This window comes from Antarctobacter heliothermus, from assembly GCF_002237555.1.
Classification (GTDB): Bacteria; Pseudomonadota; Alphaproteobacteria; order Rhodobacterales; family Rhodobacteraceae; genus Antarctobacter; species Antarctobacter heliothermus_B.
Genome location: NZ_CP022540.1, coordinates 207,462 through 223,649 on the forward strand (window position 1 = coordinate 207,462; position 16,188 = coordinate 223,649).

Annotated in this window: 14 protein-coding genes and 3 pseudogenes; 14 read left to right on the plus strand and 3 right to left on the minus strand. The window is 61.5% G+C overall.

Annotation, left to right across the window (positions count from 1 at the left end):
- Nucleotides 1-69 precede the first annotated feature (69 nt).
- The 6 genes from ANTHELSMS3_RS01055 to ANTHELSMS3_RS01080 all read left to right on the plus strand — a co-directional run bounded on the left by ANTHELSMS3_RS01055 (nucleotide 70) and on the right by ANTHELSMS3_RS01080 (nucleotide 8,619).
- Nucleotides 70-804, plus strand: a complete 735-nt coding sequence (locus ANTHELSMS3_RS01055) for a prepilin peptidase (protein ID WP_094033260.1) — start codon at nucleotides 70-72, stop codon at nucleotides 802-804.
- A 91-nt stretch (nucleotides 805-895) separates the two neighbouring features.
- Complete coding sequence (locus ANTHELSMS3_RS01060; RefSeq protein ID WP_094033261.1) at nucleotides 896-2,467, plus strand: tetratricopeptide repeat protein; 1,572 nt, start codon at nucleotides 896-898, stop codon at nucleotides 2,465-2,467.
- Between the two features lie 2 nt (nucleotides 2,468-2,469).
- Complete coding sequence (locus ANTHELSMS3_RS01065) at nucleotides 2,470-3,657, plus strand: tetratricopeptide repeat protein (RefSeq protein ID WP_094033262.1); 1,188 nt, start codon at nucleotides 2,470-2,472, stop codon at nucleotides 3,655-3,657.
- Complete coding sequence (locus tag ANTHELSMS3_RS25380) at nucleotides 3,636-4,202, plus strand: hypothetical protein (protein ID WP_157733370.1); 567 nt, start codon at nucleotides 3,636-3,638, stop codon at nucleotides 4,200-4,202. Before ANTHELSMS3_RS01065 ends, ANTHELSMS3_RS25380 begins: the two co-directional genes overlap by 22 nt.
- A gap of 37 nt (nucleotides 4,203-4,239) precedes the next feature.
- The gene (locus tag ANTHELSMS3_RS01075; protein WP_094033264.1) at nucleotides 4,240-5,406 is read left to right on the plus strand and encodes a hypothetical protein; all 1,167 of its coding nucleotides are present in this window, start codon (nucleotides 4,240-4,242) and stop codon (nucleotides 5,404-5,406) included.
- Between the two features lie 108 nt (nucleotides 5,407-5,514).
- Nucleotides 5,515-8,619 carry an FG-GAP-like repeat-containing protein gene (locus ANTHELSMS3_RS01080; RefSeq protein WP_094036844.1) on the plus strand — a complete coding sequence of 1,035 codons (3,105 nt, stop codon included), beginning with the start codon at nucleotides 5,515-5,517 and terminating at the stop codon, nucleotides 8,617-8,619.
- 6 nt (nucleotides 8,620-8,625) lie between these two features.
- On the opposite strand, the gene ANTHELSMS3_RS01085 is transcribed toward ANTHELSMS3_RS01080, so the two are convergent.
- On the minus strand, nucleotides 8,626-9,030 hold the full coding sequence (locus ANTHELSMS3_RS01085) for a VOC family protein (RefSeq protein ID WP_094033265.1): 405 nt from the start codon (nucleotides 9,028-9,030) through the stop codon (nucleotides 8,626-8,628).
- A 150-nt stretch (nucleotides 9,031-9,180) separates the two neighbouring features.
- Here ANTHELSMS3_RS01085 and fzlA point away from each other — a divergent pair, with 150 nt between their 5' ends.
- The 5 genes from fzlA to ANTHELSMS3_RS01110 all read left to right on the plus strand — a co-directional run bounded on the left by fzlA (nucleotide 9,181) and on the right by ANTHELSMS3_RS01110 (nucleotide 12,888).
- Nucleotides 9,181-9,846: an FtsZ-binding protein FzlA gene (fzlA, locus tag ANTHELSMS3_RS01090; protein ID WP_094033266.1), complete on the plus strand. Its 666-nt coding sequence runs from the start codon at nucleotides 9,181-9,183 to the stop codon at nucleotides 9,844-9,846.
- Between the two features lie 99 nt (nucleotides 9,847-9,945).
- Nucleotides 9,946-11,013, plus strand: coding sequence for a tRNA epoxyqueuosine(34) reductase QueG (queG, locus tag ANTHELSMS3_RS01095; RefSeq protein WP_094033267.1), 1,068 nt, complete (start codon nucleotides 9,946-9,948; stop codon nucleotides 11,011-11,013).
- Between the two features lie 190 nt (nucleotides 11,014-11,203).
- Nucleotides 11,204-11,653: a peptide-methionine (R)-S-oxide reductase MsrB gene (msrB, locus tag ANTHELSMS3_RS01100; protein ID WP_094033268.1), complete on the plus strand. Its 450-nt coding sequence runs from the start codon at nucleotides 11,204-11,206 to the stop codon at nucleotides 11,651-11,653.
- Nucleotides 11,650-12,156 (plus strand): peptide-methionine (S)-S-oxide reductase MsrA, encoded by a 507-nt coding sequence (msrA, locus tag ANTHELSMS3_RS01105; RefSeq protein WP_094033269.1) that lies wholly within the window; start codon nucleotides 11,650-11,652, stop codon nucleotides 12,154-12,156. Before msrB ends, msrA begins: the two co-directional genes overlap by 4 nt.
- A gap of 120 nt (nucleotides 12,157-12,276) precedes the next feature.
- Nucleotides 12,277-12,888: a class I SAM-dependent methyltransferase gene (locus ANTHELSMS3_RS01110; RefSeq protein ID WP_094033270.1), complete on the plus strand. Its 612-nt coding sequence runs from the start codon at nucleotides 12,277-12,279 to the stop codon at nucleotides 12,886-12,888.
- Here the strand turns inward: ANTHELSMS3_RS01110 and ANTHELSMS3_RS01115 are convergent, their stop codons facing one another.
- Together ANTHELSMS3_RS01115 and ANTHELSMS3_RS25385 are read right to left on the minus strand one after the other, a co-directional pair.
- Complete coding sequence (locus tag ANTHELSMS3_RS01115) at nucleotides 12,889-13,827, minus strand: L-lactate dehydrogenase (protein WP_094033271.1); 939 nt, start codon at nucleotides 13,825-13,827, stop codon at nucleotides 12,889-12,891.
- A gap of 339 nt (nucleotides 13,828-14,166) precedes the next feature.
- The gene (locus ANTHELSMS3_RS25385; protein ID WP_157733371.1) at nucleotides 14,167-14,373 is read right to left on the minus strand and encodes a hypothetical protein; all 207 of its coding nucleotides are present in this window, start codon (nucleotides 14,371-14,373) and stop codon (nucleotides 14,167-14,169) included.
- 335 nt (nucleotides 14,374-14,708) lie between these two features.
- Between ANTHELSMS3_RS25385 and ANTHELSMS3_RS01120 the strand changes: the two are divergent.
- From ANTHELSMS3_RS01120 to ANTHELSMS3_RS01130, 3 pseudogenes are all read left to right on the plus strand, one after another.
- Nucleotides 14,709-15,717, plus strand: a pseudogene (locus tag ANTHELSMS3_RS01120) (IS5 family transposase).
- A gap of 54 nt (nucleotides 15,718-15,771) precedes the next feature.
- Nucleotides 15,772-15,959, plus strand: a pseudogene (locus ANTHELSMS3_RS01125) (Mu transposase domain-containing protein); the annotation flags it as partial.
- A pseudogene (locus tag ANTHELSMS3_RS01130) lies at nucleotides 15,950-16,072 on the plus strand (ATP-binding protein); the annotation flags it as partial. The pseudogenes ANTHELSMS3_RS01125 and ANTHELSMS3_RS01130, both read left to right, overlap by 10 nt.
- Nucleotides 16,073-16,188: the final 116 nt, after the last annotated feature.

The following is a 16,188-nucleotide window of genomic DNA, read 5'->3' on the forward strand; positions in this document are numbered from 1 at the left end:
GATCCTAGACAAGAACCCACAGGCAGACAATTGCCGCCTGACAATGAGTTGGCGGCTCAAAGGAGGCCCATGACAGCCTTGCCGACGCTCTTGCTGTTGCTTCTTGCCCCGGCGATCGGATCGTTTCTGGCTGTGCTGGTCGACCGACTGCCGCGCGGCGAGGACGTGGTGGCGCGGCCCTCGCACTGCCGGAGTTGTGGCGCGCGACTGGGGTGGCGCGAACTGGTGCCGCTGCTGTCCTATCCTATTCAACGGGGGCGTTGCCGCCATTGCGGCACAGCATTTCCCGGCTGGCTCTGGCTGATGGAAGTCGCAGCTCTGGGGCTGGCGGTATTGGCACTGTTGCGCGGCGGGTCCGATTGGCAGGTCTGGTGTTCTGCCGGTTTGTTGTGGCTGCTGCTGGCACTGGCAGTCTGCGATCTGATCTGGTTCCGCCTACCCGATGCGCTGACCGCCGCGCTGGCAGCGTTGTGCCTTGGCGCAGCACTGGCGCAGGGCGTGTTCGTTCAGGCGCTGGCGGGTGGCCTATTGGGAATGGGCAGTTTTTTGGCCCTTCGCCTTGGCTACAAGGCATTGCGCAGGCGCGAGGGGCTGGGTCTGGGGGATGTGAAGTTGATGGCCGGCCTTGGTGCCCTGACCGGCCCGTTTGATCTGCCCTTGCTGGTTCTGGTCGCGGCCGTGGGGGCGCTATGCGTCACCTTTGCCCTCCACCGGACTCTGAAAGGCGACCTTGCTCTGCCGTTTGGCTCGGCCCTGTCTGGTGCGGGTGCGCTGCTCTGGCTGTTTGAAAAAACCTTGCTGTGAATGCACTACCCCCTCGCGCATCGTGTCAGGATCGCTAGGATCGCCCCGCGTTGCCCTGCACCCCGCCCGTGAAGAACCGGAGCCATCCACCATGACGTCCCTGTTTCGACCCTTTGCCACCCTTTTGCTGGCCTCGGCCACCGCTTTTGCCCCGCTGCCGCTAATCGCGCAGGACGTGGCCGACCCGCCCGCCGAAACGCTGGACGTGCCGGAAATGGCCGCGATCGAACGCGCTTGGGCAGCCGGGGATTTTGTCACAGTGCGGCAGGGCCTCAAGGCACTGGCCGAAGATCCTGGCACGGCACTGGCGCAGTACCGGTATGGCCGCGTGCTGATCGAGGGGCGCGGAGGCCCGCGCGACCCTGCGGGCGCGGCGCTCTGGCTGGACAAAGCCGTGCAACAGAACCACGTCGAGGCCGCCACGCTGCTGGCCCGGATCTATCTCAGCGATGTAGCGGGCGGGCCAGGGCGCGATGCAGCCAAGGCCGCCGATCTGTTAACCCGCGCCGCCACCCGCGGCGATGCCAGCGCGCAATATCTGCTGGGTCTGCTGTATCAAAACGGCCAGGGCGTCGCACGGGATCAGGACGCGGCGTTCAACTGGCTGCTGGCCGCTGCGGAACAGCGTCACGCCATGGCCCAATTCTCGCTAGCCGCGGTTCAGTTCGAAAACAACGATCAAGTCGAGGGACTGCGCTGGTTGCGCGCCGCCGCCGGTGAAGGCCTGACAGAGGCGCAAATCCAGCTTGCCTTGTTGCTGGACAATCCCGACAGCGGTGCCACCAACCGGGTCGAGGCGCTGGACTGGTTCCGCCGCGCGGCAGAAACCGGGCATGTCATGGCCCAGCGAATGCTTGGCACACGCTATCTGCAAGGCGACGGCGTGCCTGCCGACCCGCAAGAGGCGCTCCGCTGGTTGACGCTGGCTGCAAAGGCCGGCGACGCGGGAGCGATGAGCAACCTTGGCTACGCCTTTGCCCGAGGCGAAGGCGTGCCGCAGGATCTGGAACAGGCGGCGGGCTGGTACGGCATGGGGGCCGAACACGGATTGGGGCGCGCCATGGTCGCGCTGGCGCGGCAGATGGAGATTGGCTCTGGCGTGCCCGAGGATTTCGACACCGCGCTGTCGTGGTACACTCGTGCGCTGGAAACCCCGGACGCCCGCCTTGCGCGTATAGAACTGGGGCGGTTAGCGGCCGAAGGGCGTCTTGACGGACGGGCAGCGCCGCAGCGTGCGGTGCCTTGGGTTCTGGCGGCAGCAAAGGCGGGTCGCGACGGTGCAATTGACTGGCTGGACGCGCAGGCGAAGGCCGGAAATATCCCGGCGCAGTCGGCCCTGGCACGGCACTGGTTCGACACTGATATGGCACGTCACCAAGAGGCGCTGACGCTGATGCGCGCGGCGGCGGATGCTGGCGACGGCCCCGCCCAGTTCACCCTCGCCGGAATCCTTGCGCGCGGCGACCATGACGGCACGCCGGACTATGTCGAGGCGCACAAATGGTACAACATCGCGGCTACCTTCGGGCATCCCGACGCGCCGGAAAAACGCGAGGTACTAGGCGCATTGATGACGCCTGATCAGATCGCCACAGCGCAGGCTGCCGCGCGTACATGGTTTGAAACCGACGCCCTGCGCGTGCCAGCCCCAGAGGGCAACTGACCATGCGCGGCCTGCTTTGCCCCCTTGCCGTCGTGATTGCGTTTGCGACCGCGCCTGTGCTGGCGCAGGGCGACTTGCTTGCCGCCGCCGAGGCAGGCGATCCGGCTGCGCAATTGGCCATCGCCGAAAGATTTGAAAACGGCGATGGCGTAGTGCAGAATTATGCCCGGGCCGCACAATGGTATGACCGCGCCGCAGAGACCGGTAACCGAGAGGCCGCCAACCGGCTGGGACGGTTGTATCACGCCGGTCTGGGTGTACCGCGCGACCTGCCGCGCGCCATCGCCCTGTTGGAACGCGCAGCGGAAAGCGGCAAAGCGGGCCACCTGTATGACTTGGCGTTGGTGATCGAGGCCGCGCAAACGGACGAGGCGGCGCTGACCCGCGCGGCCACTCTTTACCGTCGCGCGGCAGAGGCCGGGCATCTCGATGCGGCGGTCAGCCTTGGCGTTCTGTTGCAGAATGGCAAAGGCGTGGCACAAGATTTTGCCGAGGCTGCCGCGCTGTATCAGAGGGCCGCTGACACTGGACATGCTCGGGCGCTCAACAACCTTGGCTTGCTCTTTGTGCGCGGCGATGGAGTGCCTCAGAATTATGAGCGCGCCGCAAAGTTGTTCAAGGCGGCGGCGGACAAGGGTCTACCCGAGGCCTTGACCAATCTGGGTGTGCTCTACGAAAACGGCTTTGGCGTTCCGCAAAGCGATGACCTGGCCGCGGCCTATTACCGCCAAGGTGGACAGGGCGTTGCGGATCCGCAACAAACCGATCACCTGATTTACGATGTCCGACTTACGCCGCCGCCAACCGACGAAGCCGCGTTGAAGGATCTGGAAAAAGCCGCCCGCGCGGGCGACCCGGTGGCCGAGTTTCAGGTGGCCTATCTAGTGCTTGAGGACGATCTGCGTGATCCGCGCCGCGATATCCGCGCGGCACTGATGATGCACCGCGCCGCCGAAGCGGGGCACGCGCCTGCAATGGCCAATCTTTCGCTATTGTACTTTCGCGGCCTTGGCGTGCCACAGGACTTTGTCCTTGGCCAGATGTGGCTTGTGCTGGCCGGAACCAGCGGTTTTGACGGCGCCGCCGGATTGAGCGCCCATTGGAGCGGGAAGATGACCGCAGACCAGATCAATGACGCGCAAGCACGCGCCGAAAAGAAATGGGCCGAATGGCAAAACGAAAGCCCTTAAATACACCCCAAACGCGTATCAAACTTGACCATGCGGAATCTTTCAGGGCATTGTGGAACCGAATAAGAGCAAACTGTTACAGTCGTGTTGAAATTGATTTACCCCGATACAAGGGAACCATAATGCGCAATGGCACTTCTCTTCGCGTCCTTGTGACCGCCGTTTTCACTCTGTCAGCGTGCATGGCTCAGGCCGCAGACCCTGTGGCGCAGCACAATTCCACCGCTTTTTGGTTTGTGAACTGGTTCGGCCTGTCCAATGCCGAGCTTGACGTGGTGGCGCCCAATGGCGAGATGACAACGGTCTTCGCGGCCTCGGGAACGCCGGTCTTCGAACTGGATCGCGGTCAGGCAACAGACGGCGTATACAATTATGAATTGACGGCCGCGACCGAAGAGCGTGTCAAGATCGTCAACCCACAAAACAACGGGCGCGGTGACGCCGCCTCGGACACTGCGGCGAAATCCTTTTACCTGACCGGACGATTCGTCGTTTCCCGTGGCGTCATAACGACACCTGACGAGATGACCGAAGAAGAAAATTGATTCGATAAACGAACAAACGCGCGCGAGGAAAGACACCATGGCCAACAAAACGAAATCGACGCGGAAGATTGCCGCGGCAGGCCTAGGTGCCTGGGTGGCGCTGTCCAGCAGCGCCTCTGCCGACGTTCAACACCTTGATGATGTCATCATCACGTTCAGCCTGTGCGTCGGCAACGACTGCAACAACGGCGAAAGCTTTGGTTTTGACACGCTGCGGCTCAAGGAAAACAACCTGCGGGTACACTTTGACGACACGTCAACGTCCGCGAGCTTTCCCAAGAACGACTGGCGTCTGGTTGCCAACGATACCAGCAATGGCGGCGCCAGCTATTTTGCGATCGAGGATTCGACCGCCGGTCGCATTCCCTTCCGGGTCGAGGCTGGTGCACCGGTCAACTCCCTGTACGTCGAGGCTGACGGTGACGTCGGCATCAAGACAGCCAACCCAGTTGTAGATATCCACGTCGTCGAGGGGAATACACCCACCCTACGTCTTGAGCAGGACGGCAGCGACGGTTTCACCGCGCAGACCTATGACATCGCCGCAAACGAGTCGAACTTTTTCATCCGTGACGTGACCAACGGCAGCAAGCTGTTCTTCCGTGCCAAGCCTGGCGCCCCTGGGGACAGCCTTTACATCGATTCAACCGGTGAGGTTGGTCTCGGGACTAGCAGTCCGACTGCCGCGCTGCATGTTCGCCGCACCGACGGAACAGCGGCTCTTTTGATTGACGAAGTGAGCAGTACTCCCGTTCTTCGTGCGCTTATGACCCTGCAAAACAACGGTGACGTTCTGTTCCGCTTGGACAACACCGATTCCCCCGACCACTGGGATTTCGCAACTGCCAAGGGCCTGAGCGCGCTCGCAATCAACGCCAATGGCGGTGCGTCCGAGTTCCTGCTCAACAGCAGCGGCAACCTGACCCTGCTTGGTACAATTACCACGTCGGGCAGCTGTGCGACCCCTTGCGACGCGGTCTTTGCGGATGACTACAACATCTTGCCGATCTCGGCGCGCGCCGAAATGATGTATGACCTTGGATATCTGCCCAACGTCGGTCCGACCGTCGAAAAGGGACAGTATGACCTGACCCAGAAGGTGCTGGGTATGCTGAACGAACTAGAGCATGCGCATATCTACATTTCGCAGCTGAACGAGCGTATCGCCGTTCTGGAAACTGCGCTGACCGACAAAGCCGACTGATCCAGCACATGATCACGCTGCGGCGTAGCTGATCCACGCCCCGCTTGCAGACCGCAAGCGGGGCGTTTTACATTCAAGACGAGCTTGGCCCATTAGGCTGTGGCGATCATGGCGACGCTTCATGACGCCATCACCTCAAACGACCCAAATCAGGAAAGACAGACCGTGGACAGCACCGCCCGAACTGACTGGCTTCGCCTTGCCATCGCATCCACCATCGTGATCGTTTTGGCCTATCTGTTCTGGACCGGATCGCGTTACCCTGCGCTGGACGAAAAGGCGATGATGTCAGGCGGCATTCTTTTGGAGGATCCGCTGGGCTTTGAGGCAAAATATCCGCTGACCGAAGACATGACTGTGCTGCAGCGCATGTTCTGGTCCACGCTCAACTGGATCAACACCAACAAAAAGGGCATGACCTTTGGCGTGCTCTTTGCCGCGGCTTTTCTGACCGCAGCGCCCTACGTCCGGCGCAAGAGCTTTAACGGTGGCTTTGCCAACAGCGCACTGGGTTTGGCCATCGGCACACCGCTGGGAGTTTGCGTGAACTGCGCCGCGCCCATCGCGCGCGGCATGTATACCGGTGGTCTCAGGGCGGAAACCACACTGTCAGCCATGATCGCCTCACCGACGCTGAACGTCGTCGTGCTGACGATGTTGTTCAGCCTGCTGCCGTTCTACATGGCCCTGACCAAGATCGCGCTCAGCCTACTGGTCATCCTTGTGTTCGTGCCGCTGATCTGTCGCCACCTACCGCAAAAGGAAATCCCCCCGGCACAGCGCGTGGCCACCGTGCCGCCCGCGCCTCTCAGCGACGTACATCGCGCATTGTGGGACGTGTTGGTCAGCTATCTGAAAAACCTCTGGTACATCGTCAAGATGACGGTTCCGTTGATGCTGTTGGCAGGGATGCTGGGGGCGGTGGTCGCCACGCTGCTGCCGCAGGATCTGATCACTGGGCTGAATTTCAGCTTGATCGTGCTGGTGTTGATCGCTCTGGTCGGTGTTTTCCTGCCGGTGCCGATCGCCTTTGACGTGGTCGTGACCGGCGCGCTGCTGGGTCTGGGCCTTAGCCACGGCTATGTCATGGCACTGCTATTCACCTTGGGCAGTTTCAGCGTCTATTCCTTTTTCATTGTGGCGCAATCGGTGGGCTTGCGCGCCGGTCTCTGGCTCGCCGCCAGCATCGCGGGACTGGGCATCCTGTCCGGTGCGGGCGCGCACTATTATCACGAATGGCAAACGGATCGCGCATTGCGAATGTTGACCGGCGAGGCGTCCCACGCGCCCCTTCTCTGGGCGGCACAGGCCGCCGAGGGCGATCCGTGGACTGTCACAACGCCCGACGCGCCCCGCATCATCGTCGAACCGCGCCCCTTTGCGTCGCCCTCCCCAGCCGCTGAGACTGTCTTTACACGGCTGGAAGGCTGGGAGATCGGGCTGGCTCAACCGATCGAGTTTTCCATGGCCGACATGTGGCCCCCGTTCTGGGAGGGGCGCAGCCTTGCCTCTGGTGACATTGACGGCGACGGCGATATCGACCTTGCTGTCGCCTCGACCGAGGTGGGCCTGCGCCTGTATTCCAACGACGGCACAGGGCAGTTCACTCCGATGGAGATTGACCTCGGCCCGCTGTCAGATGCGCCGGTCTTCAACGCCGTTCTTGTCGACATCAACAACGACGGCTGGCGCGACCTGCTTCTGGCCACCTACCAGCGCGGAAACTTCACCCTGATGAACGGCCCGGACGGATTTGGCGTCCCGCAGCAGGTCGACAACACGCCCGACGCGCCGCTGAGCATGGCACTGACCTTTGGCGACCCGGACCGCGACGGCGATCTTGATCTTGGCGTCGGCAATTGGGCGGCAGGCTGGTATCGCCGCATACCGGGCGAGGAGTCTCGCAATCGCGTCATTTGGAACGAAGGAGGCGCTTTGACGGGCACAGCTCATACCGTCCTGCCCGGCATCCCCGGTGAGACGCTGTCGATGCTGTTCACCGACCTCAACAGCGACGGGAAGGCGGATTTGCTTGTCGGCAATGACTTTGAGGTGCCGGACTATTACTATTTGGGTGACGGTGCCGGTGGCTTTCGCGCGATCACGCATCAAGACGGGATCATCCCGCACACCACCACAACCACCATGGCGATCAAGACCGTCGATCTGACCAATGATGGCGCGCCGGAATTGTATCTGGCGCAAATCGCCGGACGGTCTTCCGGGGTGTCGGCAAAGCTGAAGATGCAGCCGTTGGACCGCTACTGCGATGCCATCACCCGAGACGATCAGCGCGCGGTCTGCGCGCGGAACATGGCGATCAAACAGTGGTATCGCTCTGGCAACAGCTTTGACCCCAGCTATGCCAGTCGCTGCCAGGATCTGTCCGGACGCGATCAGGCTGAATGCAAGGCCATGCTGATCAAGGATCTGGCGATTCAGCGCAAGGACGCGGATCTGTGCGGCATGATCCCGGCGGGCCAGTACAAGGCACGCGCCTATTGCGACGTGCATTTCATGCCCTCGCGCCCCTTCACCGCAGAAGAAGCCGATGCTGCCCTGCCCCAGATCCAAAGCTTTAACGTCCTGCTGACCTCTGACGGCGCCGGTGGCTTTACCGATGTGGCCAAGGATATGGGGCTGGAGATTGGCGGCTGGAGCTGGGACACCAAGATCGCCGATTTCGATGAGGACGGGTTGAAGGATGTTTATATCGTCAACGGCACATGGGTTCCGAATGAGGTCAGCCCGTCAAACCTGTTCTACCACAACACCGGCAACGGCTTTGCCGAGGCCTCTGGCCCATTTGGGTTGGAGGATTATCTGATGACGGCGGCTGGGACGCAATTCGACATGGATGGCGACGGCGATCTGGATATCGTCACCTATACGGTGAACGGCCCGCTGGCGGTGTTCCGCAACAATACGCAAGAGGGCCGCGCACTGACGGTGTCGTTCGAGGATCTGGCCGGCAACCGCGATGGCATCGGTGCGACGATCCGGGTGACAGATACAAACGGCGTGACCCGGATGCAGGAATTGCAACTGGGCGGCGGTTTCATGTCATTCGACGCACCTGTCGCGCATTTTGGACTTGGCGCCGCGGTTGAGGCGACCCGGGTCGCGATCCGCTGGGCCGATGGCGATGAAACGGTGATCGAAGGCAAATTCGCAGCCGAGACGCACTATCGCATCCGCCGCGCGGCGGACTGAGGCGGCTCAACCGCGGGCGCGGTTGATCTCGACCAGATGCCCGTCCGGGTCCATCAGGAAGACCTGTGCAAACCCGGCATCACTGTCGCGCTGGACGCGCAGGCGCTTGGGGTCATCGGGTGCAGCGTCTTCGCTGTACCCCGCCGCTGACAGCCGGGCGATGAAACCGTCGAAGTCCTTAGTCGACAAGGCAAAATGAATGTCCCTGCCGGTGACCGGCCCGTTGCGATAGGTACCTTCTGGGTTGACAATCAGGTGCAACTGCCCGTCACCGCACCCATACCATAGCCCGTCAAATCCGAATTCTGGCCGTGGCAGTCTGGGGAGGCCCAATGTGTAATCATAAAACTCTGCGGACCGCGCTAGATCACGAACCGGGAGTGAGATGTGGTGCAGGGAAAGCTGTGTCATACACACACCCTAGACCGGGCCTAAGACCCAGGGAAAGCCCCTGCCCCGGCTCGTCCGATCCGGCGTGCGATTGCCACAGGCCATCAACCCCGTTGAATCCGCCACGCTTTCACGGCAAGTAGAGGGGGTTCCCCGAACCCCGGATCGCAAATGGCCAAGCTCTATCACGTTCCCCTCTCCCCGTTCTGCCGCAAGGTGCGTCTCAGCCTTGCGGAAAAGAAGATCGAATGCGAGCTGGTCGAAGAGCGCTATTGGGAGAAGGATCCGGATTTCCTGCGCCGCAACCCGGCGGCCAAGGTGCCTGTGCTGAAGATCGACGGCAAGACGATGTCTGAAAGCGCCGCGATCTGTGAATGGATCGAAGAGAAGTACCCCGAGCCGTCGTTGATGCCGCGCTCTGCCGACGCCCGTTACGAGGTGCGCCGCATCATTGGCTGGTTCGACGACAAGTTTCACAACGAGGTCACCTCGAAGCTGCTGTATGAGCGGGTGAACAAGAAGGTGATGAAGGCTGGGTTTCCCGACAGCGGCAACGTCAAGTCCGGGGCACGGGCGGTCAAGTATCACCTCGACTACATGGGCTGGCTGCTGGATCACCGTCGCTGGCTGGCGGGGGACAGCATGACGCTGGCCGATTTTGCTGCCGCTGCACATCTGTCGAGCCTTGACTACATCTCAGACGTGGATTGGCATCGGTCGGAGGTGGTCAAGGATTGGTATGCCAAGATCAAATCGCGTCCGGCCTTTCGGTCGATTCTGGCCGATCAGGTGCCGGGCTTTCCGCCGCCAGCACATTATGCTGACCTTGATTTCTGAGCGGGCAGCGATTTTTCGTCGAAAAATCGGTGGGGGCGCAGCCCCCGTCCCTGCGGGACTCCCCCGGGATATTTTCAGACAGAAGAAACAGGGGGCGGTTTGGTGGATCTGACTGAGCGCCTAAAACGTGAGGCTCTGGACGTTGGGTTTGCCGATTGCCGGATCTGCCGTCCCGGCGATGTGCCCGAGGTTATGGCGCGGTTGCGCGGGTTTCTACACAAGGGCTACCATGGTCAAATGGGTTGGCTGGCGGAGCGTGTCCATTGGCGCGGCGCGCCTGACGTGCTTTGGCCCGAGGCGCAATCAGTCATCATGCTGGCCGAGAACTATGGCCCCGACGACGATCCGCTTGCCGTTCTGGAGGTCCGTGACCGGGCTGCGATCAGCGTTTATGCCCGCAACCGCGACTACCACGATGTGGTCAAGAAACGGCTGAAACGGCTGGGGCGCTGGCTAATCGACACGGCGGGCGGCGAGATCAAAGTATTTGTGGATACTGCGCCGGTCCCTGAAAAACCGCTAGCACAGGCAGCCGGACTGGGTTGGCAAGGCAAGCACAGTAATCTGGTCAGTCGGCAGTTGGGGTCATGGCTGTTTCTGGGCTGCGTCTTTACCACGTTGGAGTTGACCCCGGACGGCGCGGAGCGCGATCACTGCGGGTCATGCCGCGCCTGTTTGGACATCTGTCCCACCAACGCCTTTCCCGCGCCTTATCAGGTGGACGCACGTCTCTGCATTTCCTACCTGACGATTGAGCACAAGGGGCCGGTCGATGAGGGACTCCGCCCCGGGCTGGGCAACCGCATTTACGGCTGTGACGATTGCCTAGCGGTCTGTCCGTGGAACAAGTTCGCCCGGCGGGCCGAAGAGGTAAAGTATCACGCGCGGGATGATCTGGTGGCGCCGCCATTGGCGGATTTGGCAATGCTGGACGATGCCAGGTTTCGGGCGCGATTTTCCGGCTCTCCGATCAAGCGGATCGGGCGCGACCGTTTTGTGCGGAACGTGTGTTATGCAATTGGAAATTCCGGTTTGCCCACTCTGATCCCAAGCGTTCAGGCGCTGTGCGAGGATACTGATGAAGCGGTCCGTGACGCCGCCCGCTGGGCAGTTTTGCGACTGCAAGCGCGTGTTTCCGGCCTCTCTGGAAAGCAGGACGGGCGCTGAGCTGCCATCCCAGCGCCCGGAGCGACAGTCGTTTTCTTGGGAGAAAGCACTTGTCACTCGACCGTTAAATGGCAGCAGCCCCCCTTTCGCGCAAGGGCCGCACAAGGCAACGTGACGTCGGTGACAATTCGCTTGGAAAAATGAGCCTCAACCCCATCTAATGGGAGGCGCGGCAGAATAGGAGGACAAAGTGGCGAAATATGAGCGAAGACCGGAGGTTATCAACAGCTTGACCCCCGAGCAGTACCACGTCACGCAAGAGGCCGGGACAGAGCGTCCGGGCACCGGCGAATTCTTGCACACAAAAGAGCCGGGGCTGTATGTGGACGTGGTTTCCGGTGAACCGCTGTTCGCCTCGGCGGCCAAGTACGAATCAGGCTGCGGCTGGCCCAGCTTTGTCAAACCGATCGAGCCGGACAATATTGTTGAAGTTCGAGACAACAGTCTTGGCATGATCCGTACCGAGGTCCGCTCGCGTCATGGGGACAGCCATCTTGGCCACGTCTTTCCCGATGGACCCATGGATCAGGGCGGCCTGCGGTACTGCATCAACTCTGCTTCGCTGCGGTTCATACCGCGTGACGAGATGGAAGCCGAGGGTTACGCAGCCTTGATGGATCAGGTGGAGGACATCCGATGACCGAACGAGCGATACTGGCGGGGGGCTGTTTCTGGGGGATGCAAGAGTTGATCCGCCAGATGCCCGGAGTGGTCGACACCCGCGTTGGCTATACCGGGGGCGATGTGAAGAATGCGACTTATCGCAATCACGGAACCCATGCCGAAGGCATCGAGATCATGTTTGATCCAAAGCGGATTTCCTACCGCAAGTTGCTGGAGTTCTTCTTTCAGATCCACGATCCGACAACAGCGAACCGGCAGGGCAACGACGTCGGGATGAGCTATCGGTCGGCCATCTACTATGTGGATGAGGACCAGCGGGCCTGCGCGCTGGACACCATCGCGGATGTCGAGGCCAGCGGGCTTTGGCCCGGCAAGGTGGTGACAGAGGTCGAACCCGTGGGCGATTTCTGGGAGGCGGAGCCTGAGCATCAGGACTATCTGCAACGTCTTCCAGGTGGCTACACCTGTCATTTCGTGCGCCCTGACTGGGTCCTTCCCAAACGCGACGCTGCGGAATAACACCCCGCACCGACGGTGGGCTCATGCGGTTTCGCATGGGTCCGCTGCGGTATTCGGCAATCCCTAATCGCGACGCTTTGCCGTATGAGCGCTCCAGACGTATTGAATGGAGACAGGGTTATGACGCCAGTGGCATTTTGGGACGGCATTGCACAGAAATATTCGACACAACCGATTGGCAACATGGACGCCTATGAGGCCACGTTGGATCGGGTGCGGCACTGGTTGCGGCCTGAGATGTCTGTGATGGAAATCGGTTGCGGCACCGGGACAACAGCGTTGAAGCTGGCCGATTGTGTGGCGGGGTATCTGGGCACCGATATATCAAAGGAAATGGTGCGGATTGCCACTGGTAAGGCGTCGTCCGTCGATCATGTGTCTTTTGTCGCCGATGCGGCCGAGACGGCAGGCGCCGGGATGACTTTCGACTCAGTGCTGGCCTTTAACCTCCTGCACTTGGTCGATGATCCGGCGGCCGTCATGGCGCATGTGCGCAAGCTGTTGCCCAAGGGCGGCTTGTTCATCTCCAAGACGCCCTGTCTGGGGGGGAAGCCGTGGTTTCGCCCCTTGATCTGGGGGTTGCAGAAAATCGGCAAGGCCCCTGCCCCGGTGCATTGCATGCGGCCTGCTCAGATCGAGTCCGCACTGATTTCGGCCGGTTTCGAGATAATCGAAACCGGCGGCTATCCTAAGAAGTTGCCCAACTGGCTGGTGGTGGCGCGGGCCGTCTGATCACGACGGCAGCACCACGCTGTCCGACATATCCTTGAGCAGGTTGGCAGAGAGGCGCAGCGCCTCTGTTTCCTCCTGATTGAGATCAGGCCAGAGCGTGGCGGACACCCCCTGCGCGCCGACGAGCCGGGGCAAGGACAGCGCCACGTCGGGCACGCCCAACACCTCCTTTTCGACAATCGAGACCGACAGCACCGCCTGTTCGTCCCGCGCGATGGCCTTGACGATCCGGGCCAGTCCCGCCCCGATGCCGTACCATGTCGCGCCTTTGCCGGCGATGATCGTGTAGGCAGCGCGGCGCACGCCGGTGTCGATACGGGCGCGAACCTCGGCTGTCAGAGGCGCGCCGACTTGGGCGGCAAAGGCGGTCAGCGGCACTGAGCCTGCGCAGGTGTTGGACCAGGCCAGCACCTCTGAATCGCCGTGTTCGCCCAGAACGTAGCCGTGGACCGATCCCGGCGCGATACCAAGGTGCCGCCCGATCAGCCAGCGAAAGCGGGCGGTGTCGAGGATGGTGCCCGACCCGATGACGCGGGCGGGCGGCAGGCCGGACAGATGGGTGGAGATATCGGTGATGACGTCGACCGGGTTGCTGGCGACCAACAGAATGGCGTTTGGGGAAACGCTCATGACCTCGCCGATGACGGCGCGGAACACCTCGGCGTTGCGGCCGAGCAGTTCGGGTCGGGTCTCGCCCGGCTTCTGGGAGACGCCGCAGGCGAGGATGACCACGGCGGCGTCGGCGATGTCCTTGTAGGTGCCGGAGCGGACGATGGTGGAGCCTGCGAAGGGGACGGCGTGGGCGATGTCCTCGGCCTCTGCCCGGGCGCGGGCGGCGTTGAGGTCGATCAGGACAAGATCCGAGACGATGTTTTGCAGGACCAACGCGAAGCCCGCGGAAGAGCCCACCATGCCTGCCCCGACGATACCGACTTTCATGCGAATCCCTCCTTGGCTGGCCGTTGGGAGGAGTGTGCCCGCTGGGGATTTGGATGCCAATGGGAGAGGGGCTTGGGGAAACTGTCCACGCGTGGACAGCCTGCCGAGTTTGCAAGATCAAGGGGTTACAGAGGCGTTTTCAGGTTTTGTTAGGGTTTGAGGGTGTGGGACGGGGGTAAGGACGGTCGGTTTGGGGTTTGGTCAAGGGTCTGTGCTGGGGACTCGATGTACTGTGGTTTGGATTGGCCATGATCGTCGTCGTTTTGGTGCGCGTGGAGGATGCGGATTCTTGGCGTCATTGGACAACTTGGAATGGCAATTGCGGCCGATAGCTGTCGTTCACTCATACGAACGTCGCTGCGATGCAGCTTCCTGAAAGCCGACGTTGGCATTGAGGTAACCTGCCTTTCTCCGACCAGTCACGATGCTGCACTGGCAGCCCTCATATATCTGCCAGCGCGTGGCATAACCACGCGCGAAGGCAAATCCGGTCAGCGCGTCATTAACATAAAACAAGGCTAATTGACCGTCAGTATCGTCAGCCATTCGGTGTCCGGCTGACGGTACTGACGGTACTGACGGTACTGACGATGGATTGACTGATGGTTTGTTTCTTCCAACTTCAGTAAGCCAAGCCACGCGCGACTAGGGCGCTCCAACAATTTATAGAAATTGGGGCTGGATGCGGCTCGATTGCGCGGACGAAGACATTCGTTTTGCCTATCTGCATTGCTTATACACGAAGCGCGTCAGTTGCACGGGGTGCCGTAGGCACCGGGTCCCACATCTTATTGCGACAATCGGCTCTGTTGCACGAATCCCGTGAGGAATTCATCCCGTGAGGGATTCATCCCGTGAATCCAGTGTGGTAGCTGGCATGCATGAGCAGACCGATACCACCGACCTACAAGACCAGGAAGTGGCCAGCCTATAACGAAGCGCTCAAGCGCCGCGGCTCGCTGACGGTCCATTGACCGGCAGGGCAGTGCAGAGCAATGTCCCGAGAGGTTGGTTCGACGCCGAGATGAGCTGGGATGCCGTGCCGACAGGCAGGCGTGGCCGCCAGCAGACCTACAGTGACACCGCCATCCAGACGTGCCTGACGACAAAGGTTCTGTTCGGCATGGCGCTCCGGCAGACGACCGGTTTTGTCGAGAGCCTGCTGAGGCTGGTTGGCCTCGACTGGACGGTGCCTGACTTCAGCACGCTGTCCCGCTGTCAGAAGACCCTGGCCGTCAACATCCCCTACCGTGGGTCAAAGGACCCGCTCCACCTGTTGATCCCCTCTCGTGACATTGCTGCGCAATGCACTGCCGGGCAGTGGACAGCACCGGAATCAAGGTCGAGGGCAAAGGCGAGTGGCGCGCTCGCAAGCCTGGTGGCCCCAAACGGCGGGTCTGGCGCAAGATCCACCTTGGGGTCGACGAGGAAACGCTGGAGGTCCGGGCTGTCGGGATCACCGGGAGCCACATCAGTGATGCGCCGGTCTTGCCCGATCTGCTCCGCCAGATCCCGATGGGCGAAAAGATCGGCTCGGTGGTCGCCGACGGTGCCTGCGACACCCGCAAGTGCCACGATGCCATCGCGGATCGCGGCGCCCACGCAGTCATCCCGCCCCGCAAGAACGCTAAGCCGCGGAAGACCGCTGGTGCCGTGGCTCGAAACGAGGCCTTGCGCGCTGCGAAAGACCTCGGCCGAGCCCTGTGCCGACGATGGAGGGGATACCACCGCCGGAGCCGCGTCGAGACGAAGATGCATTGTGTAAAGCTGCTGGGTCAGCACCTCATGGCACGGGACTTCGACCATCAGGTCGCCGAACTCCAGGTCCGCATCGCCGTCATGAATGGCTACACAGCACTCGGCATACCCGTCACAGAGCCTGTGGGATGAGACCGTCCGGGTAAAGGGGAACCTCGGTTTTCAGACGATTTGCGCAAAAGAGTCGATCGCACGCCCCGTGAGGTGTTCCAGGACGAGCGCGCGAGTCTTGTGCCCTACGTCGGCCCATTCGATCATTGCCCTGCAGGCGATTGCGAAGCAATCTGCCGAGAGGGGGCTTCCATGCCGTGCCGGCGTCGGTCTCGAAGACCTGCCTCGTCCGGTTTGACAAGAACCGCTACTCGGTGGATGGCCTTCCGTCTTTGGCGACGCCAAGATGACCACTACGCTCCTCGACCGCCTTACCCACCATTGTGAGATCGTCGAAACCGGCAACGAAAGCTGGCGCTTCAAGACCAGAGAATAAACGAACTCCCGCTGGCCCGATACGGCTGCGCTGTGTGGTGGTTACACCGCATCGGGCCAGCTACCCGAGGGCTCAGCAGGGGGTCATTTTTGGATGCCGATAGGGGGTCAAGATTG

What these genes read in the sequence shown, in the direction of transcription:
- ANTHELSMS3_RS01110 (WP_094033270.1), top strand. Translation starts at nt 12,277, where the DNA reads ATGACGCCAGTGGCATTTTGGGACGGCATTGCACAGAAATATTCGACA.
- ANTHELSMS3_RS01115 (WP_094033271.1), bottom strand. Translation starts at nt 13,827, where the DNA reads ATGAAAGTCGGTATCGTCGGGGCAGGCATGGTGGGCTCTTCCGCGGGC.
- ANTHELSMS3_RS01085 (WP_094033265.1), bottom strand. Translation starts at nt 9,030, where the DNA reads ATGACACAGCTTTCCCTGCACCACATCTCACTCCCGGTTCGTGATCTA.
- ANTHELSMS3_RS25385 (WP_157733371.1), bottom strand. Translation starts at nt 14,373, where the DNA reads ATGGCTGACGATACTGACGGTCAATTAGCCTTGTTTTATGTTAATGAC.
- ANTHELSMS3_RS01065 (WP_094033262.1), top strand. Translation starts at nt 2,470, where the DNA reads ATGCGCGGCCTGCTTTGCCCCCTTGCCGTCGTGATTGCGTTTGCGACC.
- ANTHELSMS3_RS01075 (WP_094033264.1), top strand. Translation starts at nt 4,240, where the DNA reads ATGGCCAACAAAACGAAATCGACGCGGAAGATTGCCGCGGCAGGCCTA.
- ANTHELSMS3_RS01080 (WP_094036844.1), top strand. Translation starts at nt 5,515, where the DNA reads ATGGCGACGCTTCATGACGCCATCACCTCAAACGACCCAAATCAGGAA.
- ANTHELSMS3_RS01055 (WP_094033260.1), top strand. Translation starts at nt 70, where the DNA reads ATGACAGCCTTGCCGACGCTCTTGCTGTTGCTTCTTGCCCCGGCGATC.
- fzlA (WP_094033266.1), top strand. Translation starts at nt 9,181, where the DNA reads ATGGCCAAGCTCTATCACGTTCCCCTCTCCCCGTTCTGCCGCAAGGTG.
- ANTHELSMS3_RS25380 (WP_157733370.1), top strand. Translation starts at nt 3,636, where the DNA reads ATGGCAAAACGAAAGCCCTTAAATACACCCCAAACGCGTATCAAACTT.
- ANTHELSMS3_RS01060 (WP_094033261.1), top strand. Translation starts at nt 896, where the DNA reads ATGACGTCCCTGTTTCGACCCTTTGCCACCCTTTTGCTGGCCTCGGCC.
- msrA (WP_094033269.1), top strand. Translation starts at nt 11,650, where the DNA reads ATGACCGAACGAGCGATACTGGCGGGGGGCTGTTTCTGGGGGATGCAA.